General features: G+C 71.4%; 19 protein-coding genes. 8 read left to right on the top strand and 11 right to left on the bottom strand.

What is annotated here, in order from left to right; translation table 11 throughout:
* Positions 1-33 precede the first annotated feature (33 nt).
* The gene (locus EJK16_RS00695) at positions 34-399 is read right to left on the bottom strand and encodes a VOC family protein (RefSeq protein ID WP_127125321.1); all 366 of its coding nucleotides are present in this window, start codon (positions 397-399) and stop codon (positions 34-36) included.
* A gap of 73 nt (positions 400-472) precedes the next feature.
* Positions 473-1,120, bottom strand: a complete 648-nt coding sequence (locus EJK16_RS00700) for a hypothetical protein (protein ID WP_127125323.1) — start codon at positions 1,118-1,120, stop codon at positions 473-475.
* A 151-nt stretch (positions 1,121-1,271) separates the two neighbouring features.
* On the opposite strand from EJK16_RS00700, the gene EJK16_RS00705 reads away from it, so the two are divergent.
* Positions 1,272-1,766: a hypothetical protein gene (locus tag EJK16_RS00705; protein WP_127125325.1), complete on the top strand. Its 495-nt coding sequence runs from the start codon at positions 1,272-1,274 to the stop codon at positions 1,764-1,766.
* A gap of 1 nt (position 1,767) precedes the next feature.
* Here EJK16_RS00705 and EJK16_RS00710 read toward each other — a convergent pair whose 3' ends face one another.
* Positions 1,768-3,264 carry an amino acid permease gene (locus EJK16_RS00710; RefSeq protein WP_127125327.1) on the bottom strand — a complete coding sequence of 499 codons (1,497 nt, stop codon included), beginning with the start codon at positions 3,262-3,264 and terminating at the stop codon, positions 1,768-1,770.
* Positions 3,265-3,576: 312 nt separating this feature from the next.
* Between EJK16_RS00710 and EJK16_RS00715 the strand changes: the two genes are divergently transcribed.
* On the top strand, positions 3,577-4,020 hold the full coding sequence (locus EJK16_RS00715; RefSeq protein WP_127125329.1) for a hypothetical protein: 444 nt from the start codon (positions 3,577-3,579) through the stop codon (positions 4,018-4,020).
* Between the two features lie 116 nt (positions 4,021-4,136).
* On the opposite strand, the gene nrdF is transcribed toward EJK16_RS00715, so the two are convergent.
* The 4 genes from nrdF to nrdH form a co-directional block, all read right to left on the bottom strand.
* A complete protein-coding gene (gene nrdF, locus EJK16_RS00720; protein ID WP_127125331.1) occupies positions 4,137-5,111 on the bottom strand; it encodes a class 1b ribonucleoside-diphosphate reductase subunit beta in 975 nt (324 codons plus the stop codon).
* Positions 5,112-5,253: 142 nt separating this feature from the next.
* Complete coding sequence (gene nrdE, locus EJK16_RS00725) at positions 5,254-7,410, bottom strand: class 1b ribonucleoside-diphosphate reductase subunit alpha (RefSeq protein WP_127125333.1); 2,157 nt, start codon at positions 7,408-7,410, stop codon at positions 5,254-5,256.
* The gene (gene nrdI, locus EJK16_RS00730; RefSeq protein WP_127125335.1) at positions 7,380-7,796 is read right to left on the bottom strand and encodes a class Ib ribonucleoside-diphosphate reductase assembly flavoprotein NrdI; all 417 of its coding nucleotides are present in this window, start codon (positions 7,794-7,796) and stop codon (positions 7,380-7,382) included. Before nrdI ends, nrdE begins: the two co-directional genes overlap by 31 nt.
* 123 nt (positions 7,797-7,919) lie before the next feature.
* Positions 7,920-8,165: a glutaredoxin-like protein NrdH gene (nrdH, locus tag EJK16_RS00735; RefSeq protein WP_127125337.1), complete on the bottom strand. Its 246-nt coding sequence runs from the start codon at positions 8,163-8,165 to the stop codon at positions 7,920-7,922.
* 568 nt (positions 8,166-8,733) lie between these two features.
* Between nrdH and EJK16_RS00740 the strand changes: the two genes are divergently transcribed.
* The 4 genes from EJK16_RS00740 to EJK16_RS00755 all read left to right on the top strand — a co-directional run bounded on the left by EJK16_RS00740 (position 8,734) and on the right by EJK16_RS00755 (position 11,045).
* On the top strand, positions 8,734-9,186 hold the full coding sequence (locus EJK16_RS00740) for an S-ribosylhomocysteine lyase (RefSeq protein WP_127125421.1): 453 nt from the start codon (positions 8,734-8,736) through the stop codon (positions 9,184-9,186).
* Positions 9,183-9,935 (top strand): 5'-methylthioadenosine/adenosylhomocysteine nucleosidase, encoded by a 753-nt coding sequence (locus tag EJK16_RS00745; RefSeq protein ID WP_205739534.1) that lies wholly within the window; start codon positions 9,183-9,185, stop codon positions 9,933-9,935. The genes EJK16_RS00740 and EJK16_RS00745 overlap by 4 nt, the downstream gene beginning before the upstream one ends.
* A gap of 58 nt (positions 9,936-9,993) precedes the next feature.
* Complete coding sequence (locus EJK16_RS00750) at positions 9,994-10,434, top strand: nitroreductase family deazaflavin-dependent oxidoreductase (RefSeq protein ID WP_127125339.1); 441 nt, start codon at positions 9,994-9,996, stop codon at positions 10,432-10,434.
* A 125-nt stretch (positions 10,435-10,559) separates the two neighbouring features.
* Positions 10,560-11,045, top strand: coding sequence for a hypothetical protein (locus tag EJK16_RS00755; RefSeq protein ID WP_127125341.1), 486 nt, complete (start codon positions 10,560-10,562; stop codon positions 11,043-11,045).
* A 7-nt stretch (positions 11,046-11,052) separates the two neighbouring features.
* On the opposite strand, the gene EJK16_RS00760 is transcribed toward EJK16_RS00755, so the two are convergent.
* The 4 genes from EJK16_RS00760 to EJK16_RS00775 are packed head-to-tail and all read right to left on the bottom strand — an operon-like array spanning position 11,053 to position 13,989.
* Positions 11,053-11,850 (bottom strand): anti-sigma factor, encoded by a 798-nt coding sequence (locus EJK16_RS00760; RefSeq protein WP_127125343.1) that lies wholly within the window; start codon positions 11,848-11,850, stop codon positions 11,053-11,055.
* Positions 11,834-12,400, bottom strand: coding sequence for a sigma-70 family RNA polymerase sigma factor (locus EJK16_RS00765; RefSeq protein ID WP_240645693.1), 567 nt, complete (start codon positions 12,398-12,400; stop codon positions 11,834-11,836). Before EJK16_RS00765 ends, EJK16_RS00760 begins: the two co-directional genes overlap by 17 nt.
* A gap of 58 nt (positions 12,401-12,458) precedes the next feature.
* Positions 12,459-13,166, bottom strand: a complete 708-nt coding sequence (locus tag EJK16_RS00770) for a class F sortase (RefSeq protein ID WP_127125347.1) — start codon at positions 13,164-13,166, stop codon at positions 12,459-12,461.
* Between the two features lie 13 nt (positions 13,167-13,179).
* Positions 13,180-13,989 carry a DUF4397 domain-containing protein gene (locus EJK16_RS00775; RefSeq protein ID WP_127125349.1) on the bottom strand — a complete coding sequence of 270 codons (810 nt, stop codon included), beginning with the start codon at positions 13,987-13,989 and terminating at the stop codon, positions 13,180-13,182.
* 201 nt (positions 13,990-14,190) lie between these two features.
* On the opposite strand from EJK16_RS00775, the gene EJK16_RS00780 reads away from it, so the two are divergent.
* Complete coding sequence (locus EJK16_RS00780; protein ID WP_304999932.1) at positions 14,191-15,504, top strand: amidohydrolase; 1,314 nt, start codon at positions 14,191-14,193, stop codon at positions 15,502-15,504.
* A gap of 378 nt (positions 15,505-15,882) precedes the next feature.
* Entirely contained in the window at positions 15,883-17,121 is a 1,239-nt protein-coding gene (locus tag EJK16_RS00785; protein ID WP_127125351.1) for an extracellular solute-binding protein, read from the top strand.
* Positions 17,122-17,133: the final 12 nt, after the last annotated feature.

Raw genomic sequence — 17,133 nt, forward strand, 5'->3', positions numbered from 1 at the left:
GTTCGGCAGCCATCCGCCGCACGGACCGTGTCCCTATCCGCCCCGGGGTGGCTCGTACAGGCCGAACTCGGAGCCCTGGTCGTCCCGGCAGAGCGTGAACCGCCCGTACCGGGCCACGGACTCCGCGTCGCCCTCGAGGTCGACGCCGTCGACCTCACCACCGAGCTCACGAACCTTCCGTACCGCCTGCTCGATGTCGTCGACCCGGAAGAAGGTGTACGGCCGCGCGCCCGGGTCGCCCCCGTGGATGCCGCCCGGGATGCCGGCGGTCTCGATCATGAAGCCCCCACCGCCGGAGGGCCCGGGCGCGAACGTCCAGCCGAAGAGGCCCTCGTAGAACTTCCGCGCCCGGTCGACGTCCTCGACCCCGAGCTCGAAGAAGGCCGGCTCGCCAGACATCGTCGTCTCCCGTCCGCAGGTAGGCACGACGGTACGGACGTGGGACGGCGGCGACAAGGGCTCGAGCCGCCGGCTACGGTGCGTCGTCGTCCGTCCCGCGAAGCTCCACGGTGCTCACGACGGTGACCAGGCTGGGGCGGGACGGCGTGGAGCTGAACCCGAACCGGGGCGGCGGGGTGACCGCGGTCAGCGTCCCGAGATCGGTGCCGCCCCAGGTCGTGCGGGCGTCGACCACCCTGCGCTCGTCGCGTGCGCCGTACCACTCCCTCCGTCCACCGCCGGCCGTGCCGATGGTGCTCACCCCGGGCAGCAGTACCCGGGCGGCGGGCCCGACGGCGCGCGCCCAGGCCGGGCTGGCCGCGAGCGGCCCGGGGACGCACCGCAGCAGCCGGCCCAGCCAGGTCCGGCTCCCGACCGTGAAGACGAGATCGAGCGGACCCGCGCGCGCGTGCCAGCGAGGGCCGGTGCTGTCGACGACGACGGGGACCGTGCGGACCTCGTCGAAGCGGTATGTCGCGGAGACGAAGGCTCCGATGCGTGCGTCCGGGGCCAACAGGATCCGGTGCCCGTCGGCCCGCTCGGCCATCACGTCCGCGAAGGGCCCGAACGGTGAGCGCGGCCAGTGGCCGAGGACGATCCGGGTCCCCTCCGCCGTCCCCAGCCCGGCGATGTGCCCGCCGAAGCTCAGGCGGGCAGCGGGGGGAACGCGAGTGCGTCGCACGCGACCACGGTAGGCGGACGGGGGCCGCGCGCCAGCCGGCGGCCGCGCGCCAGCCCGCGGCCGCACGCCAGCCGACGGCGGCGGTCTGCGAGCGGCGGGCCCACGCGCGGCCGGCATGGTCGCGCGGCGCCGCCCGCGCTAGCGTGCGCCCATGACGGAGCCGTTCACCGCGGGCTGGGAGGACTTCTTCGTCGCCATGGCCGGCGGCTCGGCCGCCCTGGCAGGCCTGGTCATGGTGGCGATCTCCGTCAACATCAAGGCGATCCTCTCGCTGCCCTCGGTGCCGACGCGCGCAGGTGCCGCCGTCGCCTCCCTGGTCCTGGTGGTCGTCATCTCCGGTCTCGCGCTGGTCCCGCGGCAGCCCGCCGTGCTGCTCGGCGCGGAGGTCCTGGCCGGCACGTGCGTCGCGGCGCTGACGCACCTCGCCTACCTCCGGCAGTCGCGCCGGCTCCCCGACGTCGCACCGTCCAGCCGGATCCTCCGCGTCTCCCTCACCGCCCTCCAGCTGTTGCCGCTGCTGGCGGGCGCCGGGCTGCTGCTGGTCGGCTCCGACGCCGGCGTCGCCTGGGTCGCCGCGGGGATCATCCTCACCATCATCGGGTCCACGCTTGACGCCTGGGTGCTGATGGTGGAGATCTTGCGCTAGGTCAGCGGGAGCCTGCGCGCGGTCCGGCCAGGTCGCCGGACCCCAGGGCGAGCCGGCTGTGCCGCCGGCCGTAGAGGAAGTAGAAGATCAGCCCGACCACCATCCAGATCGCGAACCGCAGCCAGGTCTCGGCGGGCAGGTTGAGCATGAGCCACAGGCAGGCCGCCGCGGACAGGATGGGCAGCACGGGCACGCCCGGGACCCGGAACGACCTCGGCAGGTCGGGGCGGGTGCGCCGCAGGATGATCACGCCGATCGACACCAGCACGAACGCGAAGAGGGTGCCGATGTTCACCAGCTCGGCCAGCGTCCCGAGCGGGACGAACCCCGCCAGCAGGGCGACGATGATGCCGGTGGCGATGGTGATGCGGTACGGCGTGCGGTAGCGGGGGTGCACCACGCCGAGCGCCGGCGGCAGCAGGTGGTCGCGGCTCATCGCGAACAGCACGCGGGACTGGCCGAGCATGAGGATCATGACGACCGAGGTCAGACCCGCCAGCGCGCCGACCGAGATCAACCCCGAGGCGAACGGCAGCCCGACGCTGCGGAACGCCTCGGCCAGCGGGGCGTCGGTCGAGAGCTCGGTGTACTTCTGCATGCCGACGACGACCAGAGAGACGGCGACGTAGAGCACCGTGCAGATGACCAGCGAGGCGATGATGCCGCGTGGGAGGTCCCGCTTCGGGTTCTTGGTCTCCTCAGCCGCCGTCGCGACGATGTCGAAGCCGATGAACGCGAAGAAGACGATGGCGGCGCCGGCGAAGATCCCGCCCACGCCGAAGGTGCTCGGGGTGAACCCGGCGATCAGCTGGATCAGCGGGGCCGTCCACGCGGTGCCCCCCGGCGTGCCTGCCTCGGCGGGCGGGACGAAGGGCGTGAAGTTCTCCGTCTTCACGTAGAAGAGCCCGAGCACGATCACCAGGAGGACGATGACGATCTTGATGCCCACGATGACCGCGGTGATCCGCGACGACAGCTTGATGCCGAGGACGAGGATGCCGGTCATGACCAGCGCGATGGCCATCGCGGGGATGTTCACCGTCGCGGTCTCCCCCGCGATCGACTCGGGCAGCGGGACGCCGAGGTCACCGAGCAGCTGGTTGAAGTAGCCCGACCAGCCGACCGCGACCGTCGCGGCGCCCAGCGCCAGCTCGAGGACCAGGTCCCAGCCGATGATCCAGGCCATGAACTCGCCGAAGGTGGCGTAGGAGAACGTGTACGCCGAGCCGGCCACCGGCACGGTGGAGGCGAACTCGGCGTAGCAGAGCGCCGCCAGGCCGCACACCACGCCCGCGATGACGAAGGAGATGGCGACCGCCGGGCCGGCCTGCGTCTTCGCGACCACGCCGGTGAGCACGAAGATGCCGGTGCCGATGATGACGCCGACCCCGAACACCGTCAGGTCCAGCGCGGAGAGGTTCTTGTTGAGGCGGTGCTCGGGTGCCTCGGTGTCACGGATCGAGTCCTCGACGGACTTGACGCGGTGTGGTGCGGCCATCGCACGCCTCCTCGGCCGGCCGGCCGGAGCCGGCGCTGCTCATAACTCCGGCAGCGTGCCACGGGTGCGGCGGGCCCGCATTGTCAGCGCGACCCCGCCGACGACCGCGCTCGAGGGATCGGAAGACAGAGGTTTCCTGCGTCGACGGCCTGCTGGACGCCGCCGGCGTTCCCGCGACTGTCGCCCCTGTCCTGCCAAGCCCGTTGCTGGGCTAGTCGGACTTCGATGTCAGCGAGGTCTCGCGACAGGGAGCGTTTGCTCGCGGCCCCAAATCCATACCGAATATGACCCCTGGTGGCTAGATTGCGGCCCATGAGGAGGACCGAGCGGATCGCCGCGGTGGCGACCGTCGTGCTCGGCGCCGTCGTAGCGACCGCTTGCTCCGTCGACGTGCGCGGAGACATCGACCTCGACCTGCTAGAACGGGAACGCGCCGCCGGTGATGAGCTCCCCGCGGGAGTAGTCGGGGGCGACGACGCTCTTTCCGTCGACGGCGGCACGTCGCGGCTCATCACCTCGGTCGACGACATGAGCTACTGGGCTGCGCTCACCACTGACAACAAGGTGTGCGTCGTGCTGGAGCGCGGCGGGAGTGACGACTGGGGAGCGTCCTGCACCTTCGCTCACGACTTCAACCGAGGCGGCGTCGGGATCGGAACTGGTGGGTCGCAGACCTTGTTCGTTCCCGACGACTTCCCATCGCCGATGACCGATGGGTGGGAGCAGATCGCACCCAACCTGTACCGGTCCGCCTGACCGATCGGCGAGCCACCGGTGGGATGAACCCTCACTGGCACTTGGGCCGGCTCGCGCCACAGTGCCGAGGTGCCGAGGACTCAGCGCCAGTCAGGGCGTCACGCCGCACGACATCCTCAGAAGTCCCAGTCGTCGTCCTCGGTGTTCACGGCCTTGCCGATCACGTAGCTGGAGCCCGACCCGGAGAAGAAGTCGTGGTTCTCGTCGGCGTTGGGGCTCAGCGCGGAGAGGATGGCGGCGCTGACGTTGGTCTGGTCCTTGGGGAACAGGCCCTCGTAGCCGAGGTTCATCAGGGCCTTGTTGGCGTTGTAGCGCAGGAACGCCTTGACGTCCTCGGTGAGGCCGAGGGGGTCGTAGAGGTCCTCGGTGTACTGCTCCTCGTTCTCGTACAGCTCGAAGAGCAGCTCGAAGGTGTAGTCCTTGAGCTCCTTCTGGCGCTCGGGTGTCGCCCTCTCCACGGCCTTCTGGAACTTGTAGCCGATGTAGTACCCGTGCACGGCCTCGTCGCGGATGATCAGCCGGATCAGGTCCGCGGTGTTGGTCAGCTTGGCGTGGCTCGACCAGTACATCGGCGCGTAGAAGCCCGAGTAGAAGAGGAAGGACTCCAGCATCGTGGAGGCGACCTTGCGCTTCTCCGGGTCGTCGCCGCGGTAGTAGTCCATGACGATCCGGGCCTTGCGCTGGAGGTTCTCGTTCTCCTCCGACCAGCGGAACGCCTCGTCGATCTCCTTGGTGGAGATCAGCGTGGAGAAGATCGAGGAGTAGCTCTTGGCGTGCACCGACTCCATGAACGCGATGTTCGTGTAGACGGCCTCCTCGTGCGGGGTGACCGCGTCGGGGATGAGGCTGACCGCCCCGACCGTGCCCTGCACGGTGTCCAGGAGCGTCAGCCCCGTGAACACGCGCGTCGTCATCAGCTGCTCGTGCGGCTTGAGCGTGTGCCAGGACTGGATGTCGTTGGACAGCGGCACCTTCTCGGGCAGCCAGAAGTTCCCCGTCAGACGGTCCCAGACCTCGACGTCCTTCTCGTCCTGGACGCGGTTCCAGTTGATCGCCTGGACACTGCTGACCAGCTTGAGCTTCTCCGACACGGGGTGCTTCTCCTTGCGGTTCTTGGGTCGCGGCCCGTGGGGGCCGGCACGGTGGTGAGGGGGCGACGGTGGGGCCTGGCTCCGCCGTCGCCCATCCTCGCGTCCGGGCCGGCCGGCGGTCCACCGGCGGCCCTGGCGGGTCCTAGAGCATGCAGGACACGCAGCCCTCGACCTCGGTCCCCTCGAGGGCGAGCTGGCGGATCCGGATGTAGTACAGGGTCTTGATGCCCTTGCGCCACGCGTAGATCTGCGCCTTGTTCAGGTCGCGGGTGGTCACGGTGTCCTTGAAGAACAGCGTCAGCGACAGGCCCTGGTCCACGTGCTGCGTGGCCTCGGCGTAGGTGTCGATGATCTTCTCGGGGCCGATCTCGTACGCGTCCTCGTAGTACTCGAGGTTGTCGTTCGTCATGTAGGGCGCCGGGTAGTACACGCGCCCGAGCTTGCCCTCCTTGCGGATCTCCACCTTGGACACGATCGGGTGGATCGAGGAGGTGGAGTTGTTGATGTAGGAGATCGAGCCGGTGGGCGGGACCGCCTGGAGGTTCTGGTTGTAGATGCCGTGCTTCTTGACGGAAGCGGCGAGCTCCTTCCAGTCCTCCTGGGTGGGGAGGTGCACGCCCGAGTCCGCGAAGAGCTGGCGCACCCGCTCGGTGCGCGGCTCCCAGACGCGGTCGACGTACTTCTCGAAGTACTCCCCGCTCGCGTACTTCGAGTCCTCGAAGCCCTTGAACGCCGTGCCCTTCTCGATGGCGATCTTGTTGGACTCGTCGATGGCGTGGAACGCCACCGTGTAGAAGTACATGTTCGTGAAGTCCAGGCCCTCGTCGGAGCCGTAGAAGATCCGCTCGCGGGCGAGGTAGCCGTGCAGGTTCATCTGCCCCAGGCCGATGGCGTGGGAGTCGTTGTTGCCCTGCTCGATGGACGGCACGGACCAGATGTGGGTCTGGTCGGCCACGGCGGTGAGCGCGCGGATCGCGGTGCCGACCGTCTTGCCGAAGTCCGGGGAGTCCATGGTCTTCGCGATGTTCAGCGAGCCGAGGTTGCAGGAGATGTCCTTGCCCACGGAGGCGTAGGTCAGGTCCTCGTTGTACGTCGACGGCGTGGAGACCTGGAGGATCTCCGAGCACAGGTTCGACATCGTGATCTTGCCCTTGATCGGGTTCGCCTTGTTCACCGTGTCCTCGAACACGATGTACGGGTAGCCCGACTCGAACTGGATCTCCGCGAGGGTCTGGAAGAACCCGCGGGCGTTGATCTTGCGCTTGTGGATCCGGCCGTCGTCGACCATCTCGTGATACTTCTCGGAGACGTTGATCTCGGAGAACGGCACCCCGTAGATGCGCTCGACGTCGTAGGGCGAGAACAGGTACATGTCCTCGTTCTTCTTGGCCAGCTCGAACGTGATGTCCGGGACGACCACGCCGAGGGAGAGGGTCTTGATGCGGATCTTCTCGTCCGCGTTCTCCCGCTTGGTGTCCAGGAACTTCATGATGTCGGGGTGGTGGGCGTTGAGGTACACCGCACCGGCGCCCTGACGGGCCCCGAGCTGGTTGGCGTAGGAGAACGAGTCCTCCAGCAGCTTCATCACGGGGATGATCCCGGAGGACTGGTTCTCGATCTTCTTGATCGGCGCGCCGGACTCACGCACGTTGGTCAGCGACAGCGCCACGCCGCCGCCGCGCTTGGACAGCTGGAGGGCGGAGTTGATGCCGCGGGCGATCGACTCCATGTTGTCCTCGATGCGCAGCAGGAAGCAGCTGACGAGCTCACCGCGCTGCGCCTTGCCGGCGTTGAGGAACGTGGGGGTGGCGGGCTGGAAGCGTCCGGAGAGGATCTCCTCGACCATGTCCAGCGCGGCCTGCTCCTTGCCGTCGGCAAGGGCGAGGGAGACCATGACGACCCGGTCCTCGAAGCGCTCGAGGTAACGCTTCCCGTCGAAGGTCTTCAGCGTGTACGACGTGTAGTACTTGAAGGCCCCGAGGAAGGTGTCGAAGCGGAACTTCTTCGACCAGGCGAAGTCCCAGATCTTCTCGAGGAACTCGAACGAGTACTTCGCCAGGACGGCGCCCTCGTAGTACTTCTCCTCGACCAGATAGTCGAGCTTCTCCTTGAGGTTGTGGAAGAAGACGGTGTTCTGGTTCACGTGCTGCAGGAAGTACTGGCGCGCAGCCTCACGGTCGGCGTCGAACTGGATGTTCCCGTCCGCGTCGTAGAGGTTGAGCATCGCGTTGAGCGCGTGGTAGTCCGCCTCCGGCGTGCTGGCGATCTCTACGCCGGTATCAGTGAGCGTTGCTGCCAAAACTGCCCCAATCCCTCGCGAACGTCCGTGACGTCCTCGCTCGTTCCTAGAAGTTCAAATCGGTAGAGGTACGGCACGTGGCACTTCGCGGCGATGATGTCCCCCGCGATCCCGTATGCCGCACCGAAGTTCCGGTTCCCCGCCGCGACGACGCCCCGGATGAGCGAGCGGTTGTGCTCGTCGTTCAAGAACTTGATGACCTGCTTGGGCACCGCCCCGCGGCCGTTGCCGCCGCCGTAGGTGGGCACGAACAGCACGTACTCCTCGTCGGCCTGCAGCGCGGGATCCGCGCCGCGCAGCGGGATCCGCCGCGCGGGCATGCCCAGCTTCTCGACGAAGCGGTGGGTGTTGTTGGTCGCGGAGGAGAAATACACGATGGTGCCCATGCCCGCCTCCTTGGACGACGGCGTCGGCCGTTGCGGCGCCGCTGGCGGCGCTATGACGACCGGTTCTTGGTTTTCAGCCGGGCCGCCGGATCGCGGCGGCCCGGCTGAAGTCTGTGGCGCGCCTCAGGCGACGACGGCTGCCTGCTGGGCGACGAGGGCCTTGATCTTGTCCGGGCGGAAGCCGGACCAGTGGTCACCACCGGCGAAGACGACGGGCGCCTGCTGGTACCCCAGCGCCTTCACGCTCTCCAGCGCCTCGGGGTCCGTCGTGATGTCGACGACCTCGTACTCGAGGCCCTGCTTGTTCAGCGCACGGTAGGTCGCGTCGCACTGGACGCAGGAAGGCTTGCTGTAGACGGTGATGCTCATCTGAGCCGGTCTCCTCTCGGTGCGTCACAGGGCGCGAAGCGTCTCGACATCGCTGTAACAACAGTCGTGTGATTTTGGCGGAAAGCCGCGCTTTCCTCTGCCTCCAAACACTACACCTAGTGGTGACCCGAGGGCAGCACCCCAACATGATGTGCCGGGCGTGTCGCGCGGCGGCGTGTCCTCCACAGCACAGGCCTCCTTCTGTGGAGCGCTCCGGGGCGCCCTGGGGACGACCTGTGGACATCCCGCGGACCAGGCTTGCCGTCGCGTTCCCGACACCGCCCACGCTCCCACCCACCACTGACATCGGCGCCCCGCCGCGCGATCTGAGGGCGGCTGTGGACGGGAAGACCCATAGTTGTCCACAAGCTGTGCACAGCGGTGGATAAAGTCGGGAACAGACCTCCCAGACCGTGTGGATGCCGGGTCCGTCACACCCTCGGACGGCGTGCCGGGCTGCCCGTCCCCACCGCCTCCGGCCGGCCGACCGCCGGAACCCGGGACGCCGCCACCGCAAGGTGGATGATGGACCCGCATCCGCCGTCGTGCCTGAGGAGCCCCCATGCCCATGAACGTCGAGAGCTTCAACCTGGACCACCGCGCCGTCGCCGCCCCGTACGTCCGCGTCGCCGACACCAAGCGGCTGCCCGCCGGGGACGTGCTGACCAAGTACGACGTGCGCTTCTGCCAGCCGAACGTGGCCCACCTCGAGATGCCTGTGGTGCACTCGCTCGAGCACACCTTCGCCGAGCACGTGCGCAACCACTCCGGCGACGTCATCGACTTCTCCCCCATGGGCTGCCAGACCGGCTTCTACCTCCTCCTCGCCGGGGAGCACTCCCTGGAGGAGGTGCTCGACCTGGTCGAGACCACGCTGCGGGACGTCGCGGACGCCACCGAGGTACCCGCCGCCAACGAGGTCCAGTGCGGCTGGGCGGCCAGCCACACCCTGGCCGGCGCGCAGGAGGCCGCCCGCACCATGCTCGCCCGCCGGGGCGAGTGGGCGCAGGTCACCGCATGAGAACGCTGGGCACGCAGGGCCCGGAGACCTCGGAGGTGCCGACCCCGACGCCTGCCGTGCCCGCCGTCGACGCGCTCGTGATCGGCGCGATGGCGGAGGAGGTGCGGCCCTACACCGAGCGCGCCACCGAGGTGGGGCCGGTGCTCGAGCACGGGTTCGCCGCGGCTCGGCTCCTCCTCCTCGACGGCCGGCACGTGCTCGTCGTGCGCAGCGGCATCGGGCTCGTCAATGCCGCGTCCGCGGTGGTCGCCGCGCTGGCGCGGGTGCGTCCGCGCGCGGTCCTCTCCACCGGCTCCGCCGGCGGGCTCGCTGCGGACGTGGCCGTCGGCGACGTCGTCGTCGGCGAGCGGTACACGTACGCCAGCGCCGACGCCACGGCGTTCGGCTACGCCCGCGGGCAGGTCCCGGGCATGCCCGCCGCCTACGACGCCGACCCCGTCCTGCTGGGCGCGGCCCGCGCGGTCGCACCCGCCGCCGGCGCGCTCCGCACCGGCGAGATGGTCTCCGGGGACTCGTTCATCACCGCCGCGAACGTGGCCGAGGTGCGGCAGGCGTTCCCCGCGGCGCTGAGCACGGACATGGAGACCACGGCGCTCGCCCAGGTGTGCCACGCCTACGCCGTGCCGTTCCTGTCCGTGCGCGGCATCTCCGACCTCTGCGGGCCCGCCGCGGACCAGGACTTCCACATGGCCGTGGACGAGGTGGCCGCCCGCGCCGCCGACGTCGTGCTGGCGGTGCTCAGGGCGTAGGCGCGCGGGCGGCGGCGGTGCCACGCCGGGTGTCGGTGGACCGTGCTTGACTGGACGCATGACCCTGACAGGCGAGTACGAGCCCAGCACGAGCAAGCGGTCACGGGACCAGGTCGAGGTCTACGAGAGCTCGAGCGGGACCGAGGGCACCACCCTGCACGGCCGGCCGTGCGTCGTCGTGACGATGCTCGGCGCGAAGTCGGGCAAGCTGCGCAAGGTCCCGCTCATGCGCGTCGAGCACGACGGCGACTACGCCCTCGTCGCCTCGATGGGCGGGGCGCCGAGGCATCCGGTCTGGTACCGCAACGTCGTCACCAACCCGCACGTCGAGCTCCAGGACGGGCCGCAGAAGTGGGACATGGTGGCACACGAGGCCACCGGCGAGGAGAAGAGGACCTGGTGGGAGCGCGCCGTCGCCGCCTTCCCGCCGTACGCGGACTACCAGGCGAAGACGGAGCGGGAGATCCCCCTGTTCGTCCTCGAGCGCGAGGGCCGCTGACCCGTCGGTACCCGCTTGCGGCCGGTTGAGTCCGGTCCCTCCGGTGGCCGGACCAGCGCCGATGGCGTTCGATGTGGGTACGGAAGGATCGATCCAGCCAGGAGGGCAGTCCCGTGGAGACTTGGATGTGGGTCGTGCTGGCCATCGTGGTGGTGGCCGTCATCGTGCTCGCCATCGTCGCCGCCAGCCGTCGCAAGAAGGACCGCGAGATCGCCCGGCAGCGCGAGAACCGCGCCCACGCCGCGGACCTGCGCTCCCAGGGCGAGGAGAAGGACCTCGCCGCCCGCCAGCGCGAGGCCGACGCGGCGGCGGCCGAGGCGCAGGCGAAGAAGGTCCGGGTCGAGGCCGACCGGCTGGAGCGCGAGGCGCGGCAGCGCACCGAGGAGGCGGCGACCGTCCGCGCCGAGGCGCAGGGACACCTCAAGGACGCCGACGCCCTCGACCCCGACTACGACCCGGCCGACCCCCGCCGCGGGACCGACCAGACCGGGGGCTCCCACGCCGGCGACGGCGTGCCGGACGAGCGGCGTTCGCCGAGCGCCCAGGACGACGCCGGCCGCGACCGTCCGGACGACCGGCCGCGCACCCCGGAGGACCGGCCGCGGGCCTGAGCCGGTCTCAGGCGAGCTTCCCGCGCACGATGCTGTCCCCGCTGTGCGCGGGGTTGCCGTCGTAGGGCTCGTCCGACACGTCGACGACCGGGAACTGGGCCAGGTCCAGGCCCGCGGGCAGCACGAACCGGCCCTCCGACCCGGCGAGCACGCCGACGCTGACGAGGCGCTTGAGGCCGCTGTCCATCAGCCACACCTCGCGGTACCCGCCCTCCACGTCCGTCGGCAGCTTCACGGCGAGGACGCGCTCGCCGCCCACCTCCGTGACCGACGCCGTGCCGGCCTGCCGCCAGCCCGGAAGCGGCTCGAGCTCGGCACGGGTCAGCGTCTGGACGGGCGGCGGCGACGGGGACGCGAGGTTCTGCGCTGCGACCGTGCCCGCGACGCCGACGGCGAAGCTCGCCGCGGCCACCCACGCCGTCCGGCGGCGCCACCACGGTCTCGCCGGCACGGCCGGCTCGCGCGGTGCAGCGGCGGGACGTGGGGGCGCGAGGGGTGCAGCGGCGGGACGTGGAGGCGCGAGGGGTGCCGGTGGCGCGGCAGCCGGGGCGTCCCCCAGCCCGAGCTCGGCGGCGATCCGGTCCCACACCGCGTCGGCGGGCCGTTCCAGCGCGCCGGGTCGTTCCAGCGTGCCGGGTCGTGCGCCGGGTCCCGGCCGCTGCCTGCCCGCGTCGGTCACGCGCCTGAGGGCGGCGAGCTCCGCCCGGCACGTCGGGCAGCCCGCGATGTGCTCCGCGATGTCGTGGCCGCCCACGTGCTCGCCGAGCGCGAGGAGGGCGAGGGTCTCCTCACCGGGATGCTTCATCTGCCACCTCCAGCCGTGCGCGCAAGCGTTGCAGGCTCCGTTTGATGTGCGACTTGACCGTGCCGAGCGGCAGCCCGACGCGTTCGGCGATCTGGACGTGCGTGAGGTCGTCGTAGAACGCCAGCGTCAGGATCTCGCGCTGCGGGTCGCCCAGGCCCGCGACGGCGTCGGCCACGATCACCCGGTCGACCACCCGTGACGGGTCCTCGTACCCGACGACGCCCTCCTCGCCCGCCGTGGCGGTGGCGGCGTCCTGGGCGCGGCGCTCCCGGGTCCGGCGTTCGTGCGTGTCGGCGACCACGTGCCGGGTGATGCCCACCAGCCAGGAGGCCAGCGGCGCGCGGTCCGGGTCGAACCGCGCCCGGCCGCGCCACGCGGCGACGAAGACCTGCTGCGTGACGTCCTCCGCGTCGCTCACGGACCCGAGCGAGCGCAGCGCGATGGTGTAGACGAGGGGCGACCACCGCTGGTACGCGGCGCGCATGGCGTCGGGCTGCCCGTCGCGGAAGGCGCGGGCCTGCGCGGACTCGTCGTCGTCGACCTCTCTCACCTCCAGCAGCGCCGCCGGTGGTCCGGCCGGCGTCACCCGGGCGGGGGCGACGCGGCCGTCACGTACCGACGAGGATAGCGGTGACGACGATGTTGTCCTCATAGCTCCGCCTCGCCTCGATCCATCGTCCCCCGCACGTGACCAGCACGAGCCGGGGGTCGCCGTCGCGGCGGAAGTACACGGACAGGTCGATGGTCGCCTTGCTGAGGCGCTGGACGTCGACGACCTCGTACGCGGCCGTCCCGCCGTCCTCCCTGACGGCCCGCACACGGTCCCCGACGGCGGCGCCGCGCAGGTCGTAGAAGGGGCCGCGGGGGGTGAGGACGGAGCCGGCGTGGGAGGCGACCACCGCGGTCCCGGCGCGCTGCCCGACGCTCGGGCCGTACCGGTACCAGCCCGCGCGCGCCGCGTCCGGGGGAATCTCCATCGCGCCGCCGGCGGCGACGCCCACGGCGTCCACCGGCATGTCGATGCCGAGGCGGGCGTAGAGCAGGCGCACGGGCGGGATGGCCGGCGGTGGGACGCCGGCCTCCAGGCCGGCGTCCCGGACCGCCACCGGGCCGAGGGCCGGCGTGCCTGCGGTGCCGACACCGGCCGCGCCCGGCGCCGCGCCCGGCCCCTGGTCCCGCGCCGTGGCCGGCGTCGCGCCCGGCCGGGAGTCGCGCACGGCGGTGGGCGCCGGCCCCGCGGGCCCGGCCGCGCAGCCCGCGGTCAGGGCGACGCCTGCCGCCGCGGTGGCGAGGAGGCGTGCGAGGCCGGCGCCCACGTCGTCTCCCGGCTCAGCGCTGGACGGCCAGGCGCCGGACGCCGAGGAGCGTCGCGGAACCGAGCACCAGGGCCGTGCCGACGTAGAGCGCCGGCGCGACGCCGTCACGGACCTCGACCTGACCGGTGGGGACGCCGCTGGGTGCCGAGTGCAGGCCGTCGATCGTCTGCGTGGCCAGCGCCAGGTTGCCGTCCTCGAGGCTGCCCCACGCGTACGCGATGGTGGCGGCGCCCTCCTGGACGGGGACGTCGGCCGGGCCGATCACCGGGTCGGTCGTGCCCGTCGCGGCGACGGCGGCGGAGACCGTGCCGGCCGGCAGGTCGAGCGAGGACTCGTCCGGGTTGGCGAGGTTCGTGATGACCGCCTGCCCGCCCGCCAGGACGTCGACCGCCGGGGCCGCCGCGACGTGGCGCACGGTCAGGCGCCCCTGACCCGCCGCCGCGGCGCTGGTGTCGTTCGTGAACAGGGTAGCGGTGGGCGTCTTGTCCGCCGTCAGGTGCGCGACGGCGGTGTAGTTGCCGCCGGCCTCGAGCGGCAGGTTGACGGGGCCGATCACCGGGGCGCTGTCGTCCGCGGCATCGGCAGCGGTGATGGCCACGGAGTACGTGCCCGGCGCGAGGGCGAGCGGGCCGGCGAGGTCGCCGGGGGCGAAGTCGTCGATCGTCCGCTCGCCGTTGACGTACACGTCCACCACCAGGTCCGGCACGCCGTGCAGGACCGACAGGGACGCGTCGTCCCCCGTCTGGGCCTGGGCCGGCGCCGCGGCGAGGGCCAGGGCCGTCAGGCCCAGCATGCCGCCGAGTGCTGCTGCTCGATTGCGCATCGTGCTCCTCCTCGATCGTGCCCCGGGGCGGGGCGTGCTGTCGAAGAGGTATTCCGGCGCGCGCCCGGATCCGGATGCAGCGGTGACGGAGACGTACCTCGCCCGGTCGCTCGGGCGGCCGCCGTAAGGTTGCCGCCATGACGGACGTCCCCGGTCTCCGCGACACCCAGGCACGCGCACCGTTCGACCGGGCGGCCGCCCGTGGCTGAGCGTCGGATCGTCGGCGGCACGGTCATGACGTTCGACGACGCCGGGTCGATCCACCCTGACGGCGAGGTCGCCCACGACGACGGCGGCACCCTCACCTACGTCGGGCCGCGCCGCGGACCGGCCGGCGCGGGAGACCTCGACGTCACCGGCACGATCGTCATGCCCGGACTGGTCAACGCGCACGCCCACTCGGCGATGACGTCCCTGCGGGGCGTCTCGGACGACCTGGACCTGGCGAGCTGGCTCCGGGAGATCCGCCGCGCCGAGCTCAGGCTGACCGCCGAGGACCTGCGCTGGGGGCTGCGCCTGGCCCTGGTGGAGATGCTCCGCTCGGGCACGACGACCTTCGCGGACATGTTCCTGTGGGACGCGGGGCTCCTGGGCGACGTCGCCGCCGCCGGCATGCGGGTCATGGCCGCCCCCACCGTGTTCGGGTACGAGTCGGTCGGTTACCCGAGCGCGGACCCGCGGGACGGCCGCGCCACCCTGGACCTGACGGAGCGGCTCGCCGCCGACTTCGCCGGTGACCGCCACGTCCGCATCGCGTTCGGTCCGCACGCGCCGTACACGTCACCGCCCGAGGTGCTGCGCGACGTCGCCGCCCGGGCGGCGCGCCGAGACCTGCGCGTGCTCATCCACGTCTCCGAGACGGCCCCCGAGGTGGCCGACTCCCTGGCGCTGCACGGCCTGACCCCCGTCGCGCACGTCGAGCGGCTGGGGCTGCTGGAGGTCCCGACGCTCGTGGCCCACGCCGTCCACGCCACCGAGGACGACATCCAGATCCTGGCCGCCGCGGGCGCGGCCGTGGCCCACAACCCCGTCTCCAACCTCAAGCTCGGCTCCGGCGCCGCACCGGTGCCCGCCATGCTCGCGGCCGGCGTCACCGTCGGCCTCGGCACGGACTCCGTGGCCAGCAACAACACCCTCGACATGTTCGAGGAGGTCAAGACGGGCACGATCCTCCAGCGCGGGATCCACCGCGCGGCCGACGTCGTCGCCTCGGAGGCGTACCTCCGGATGGCCACCGCCGCCGGGGCGCGGGCGGTGGGCTTCCCCGAGACCGGGGTCCTCGCGCCGGGCCGGTGGGCCGACGTCGTCGTCGTGGGCACGGACAGCACCCGCGCGACGCCGATGCGCGCCCCCGCCTCGTTCCTCGGGTTCGCGGCGCGGGGCGACGACGTGCGCCACGTCGTCGTCGCCGGCCGGCTCGTCGTCCGGGACGGCGTCGTGACGACTCTCGACGAGGCAGAGATCCGCGCTCAGGTCGGCGCGACGGCCCGCCGGCTGGCGGGCGGGCCGGCGTAGACGCCTCGGCCGTCCCCCCGCGGGGCCGGCGCGCCCGGGCCGGGCGAAAGTCACAATGCGGTCACAACGATTGACGTACGGTGGCGTCCCCTCAAGAGTTGCGGCCAGTCCACAAGGGGGTGTGATGCGCGCCACGACCTGTCACGTCGCCGGCCTGGCCGGAGCCTCGGCCCGGACGCTCCCGCGCGCCCTGACCGCCCGGGAGGCCCGCCGGTCCCGCCCGCCCCGCGCGGGAACAGGGCGCGGCTCCCGCGCCGACGACGACGGTCCCCGCGGGGCGTTCCCGCGGACCCCACGGCCCGCGGCACCACGGTGCCGGACCGTCGTCGACACAGTCTCCCGCCGGTAACGACGCCGGCGGACAAGAGAGGAAGACACATGCGCCGCACCACACTGCAGGTCGCCACGGCGGCCGCCGCGCTCGGCCTCCTGCTCTCCGCGTGCTCCGCGCCGGACACGGGCGGCGGGACCTCCACCGCGACCGGCAGCGGGGGCAGCCCCGCCGCGTCGGGCGAGGTCCCGGACAAGCCGTCCGCCCCCGTCACGCTGAACATCCTGGACGTGGCCGGCAACAGCAAGCTCACCACCAGCATGGTGGACGCGTTCGTGCAGGAGAACCCCGACGTCATCTCCGCCGTGACGTGGGAGTCGGGCGGCGCGCCGGACCTGGTGGGCACGATCAAGCCGCAGGTGGACTCGGGGAGCCTCCAGGTCGACCTCGTGATGACCGGCACCGACGGCCTCTCGGCCGGCATCGACCAGGACCTGTGGATCCCGCTGGTCACCGACTACGGGGACAGGCTGAGCAACCAGAAGAACTACCTCGAGCCGGCGGCCAAGATGCAGGAGCTGGCGGAGGGCTTCGGCGCGGTCACGACCTACTACCCGTCCGGCCCGCTCATCCAGTACAACCCGGACGTCGTCAAGGACGCCGACGTGCCGAAGAACCCCCAGGAGCTGCTCGACTGGGCGAAGGCCAACCCCGGCAAGTTCGGCTACGCCCGGCCGGCGAACTCCGGCCCGGGCCGCACCTTCCTCCAGGGCCTGCCCTACATGCTCGGCGACAAGGACCCGTCCGACCCGGAGAACGGCTGGGAGAAGACCTGGGCGTACCTCAAGGAGCTCAACCAGGTCATCGACACCTACCCCACGGGCACCGGGCAGGTCATCACGAACATGGCCGACGGGACCTGGGCGATGATCCCCACCACGACCGGCTGGGACATCGAGCCGCGCGCCGACGGCCGTGAGCCCGAGAACATCCAGGCGGCCGCGTTCGACGACTTCACCTGGGTCACCGACGCGCACTACGCCGTCGTGCCCAAGGGGCAGAGCCCGGACAAGATCTCCGCGATCCTCCTGCTGCTCCAGGACATGCTGACCCCGGAGCAGAACGCCAAGGCGTACGACAACGGCTACTTCTACCCCGGCCCGTCGATCGAGGGTGCCACGCTGGACAAGGCGCCGCAGGCGAGCCAGGACGTCGTCAAGAAGTTCGGCCGTGACTGGTACGACGACCTCATCGAGTCCAAGCCCAAGCAGCCCCCGCTCCCCGCCGACAAGCTGGTCAAGGCGTTCGACACCTGGGACCGGGAGATCGGCGCCGGGAAGTTCTGAGGGCCTCCCGGA

It is taken from the genome of Georgenia sp. SYP-B2076 (assembly GCF_003991205.1).
GTDB lineage: Bacteria > Actinomycetota > Actinomycetes > Actinomycetales > Actinomycetaceae > Georgenia.

Excerpts from the sequence above, each read along its gene's own strand:
- EJK16_RS00695 (WP_127125321.1), bottom strand. The coding sequence starts at position 399 with ATGTCTGGCGAGCCGGCCTTCTTCGAGCTCGGGGTCGAGGACGTCGAC.
- EJK16_RS00705 (WP_127125325.1), top strand. The coding sequence starts at position 1,272 with ATGACGGAGCCGTTCACCGCGGGCTGGGAGGACTTCTTCGTCGCCATG.
- EJK16_RS00710 (WP_127125327.1), bottom strand. The coding sequence starts at position 3,264 with ATGGCCGCACCACACCGCGTCAAGTCCGTCGAGGACTCGATCCGTGAC.
- EJK16_RS00715 (WP_127125329.1), top strand. The coding sequence starts at position 3,577 with ATGAGGAGGACCGAGCGGATCGCCGCGGTGGCGACCGTCGTGCTCGGC.
- nrdI (WP_127125335.1), bottom strand. The coding sequence starts at position 7,796 with ATGGGCACCATCGTGTATTTCTCCTCCGCGACCAACAACACCCACCGC.
- nrdH (WP_127125337.1), bottom strand. The coding sequence starts at position 8,165 with ATGAGCATCACCGTCTACAGCAAGCCTTCCTGCGTCCAGTGCGACGCG.
- EJK16_RS00740 (WP_127125421.1), top strand. The coding sequence starts at position 8,734 with ATGAACGTCGAGAGCTTCAACCTGGACCACCGCGCCGTCGCCGCCCCG.
- EJK16_RS00745 (WP_205739534.1), top strand. The coding sequence starts at position 9,183 with ATGAGAACGCTGGGCACGCAGGGCCCGGAGACCTCGGAGGTGCCGACC.
- EJK16_RS00750 (WP_127125339.1), top strand. The coding sequence starts at position 9,994 with ATGACCCTGACAGGCGAGTACGAGCCCAGCACGAGCAAGCGGTCACGG.
- EJK16_RS00755 (WP_127125341.1), top strand. The coding sequence starts at position 10,560 with ATGTGGGTCGTGCTGGCCATCGTGGTGGTGGCCGTCATCGTGCTCGCC.
- EJK16_RS00760 (WP_127125343.1), bottom strand. The coding sequence starts at position 11,850 with ATGAAGCATCCCGGTGAGGAGACCCTCGCCCTCCTCGCGCTCGGCGAG.
- EJK16_RS00775 (WP_127125349.1), bottom strand. The coding sequence starts at position 13,989 with ATGCGCAATCGAGCAGCAGCACTCGGCGGCATGCTGGGCCTGACGGCC.
- EJK16_RS00785 (WP_127125351.1), top strand. The coding sequence starts at position 15,883 with ATGCGCCGCACCACACTGCAGGTCGCCACGGCGGCCGCCGCGCTCGGC.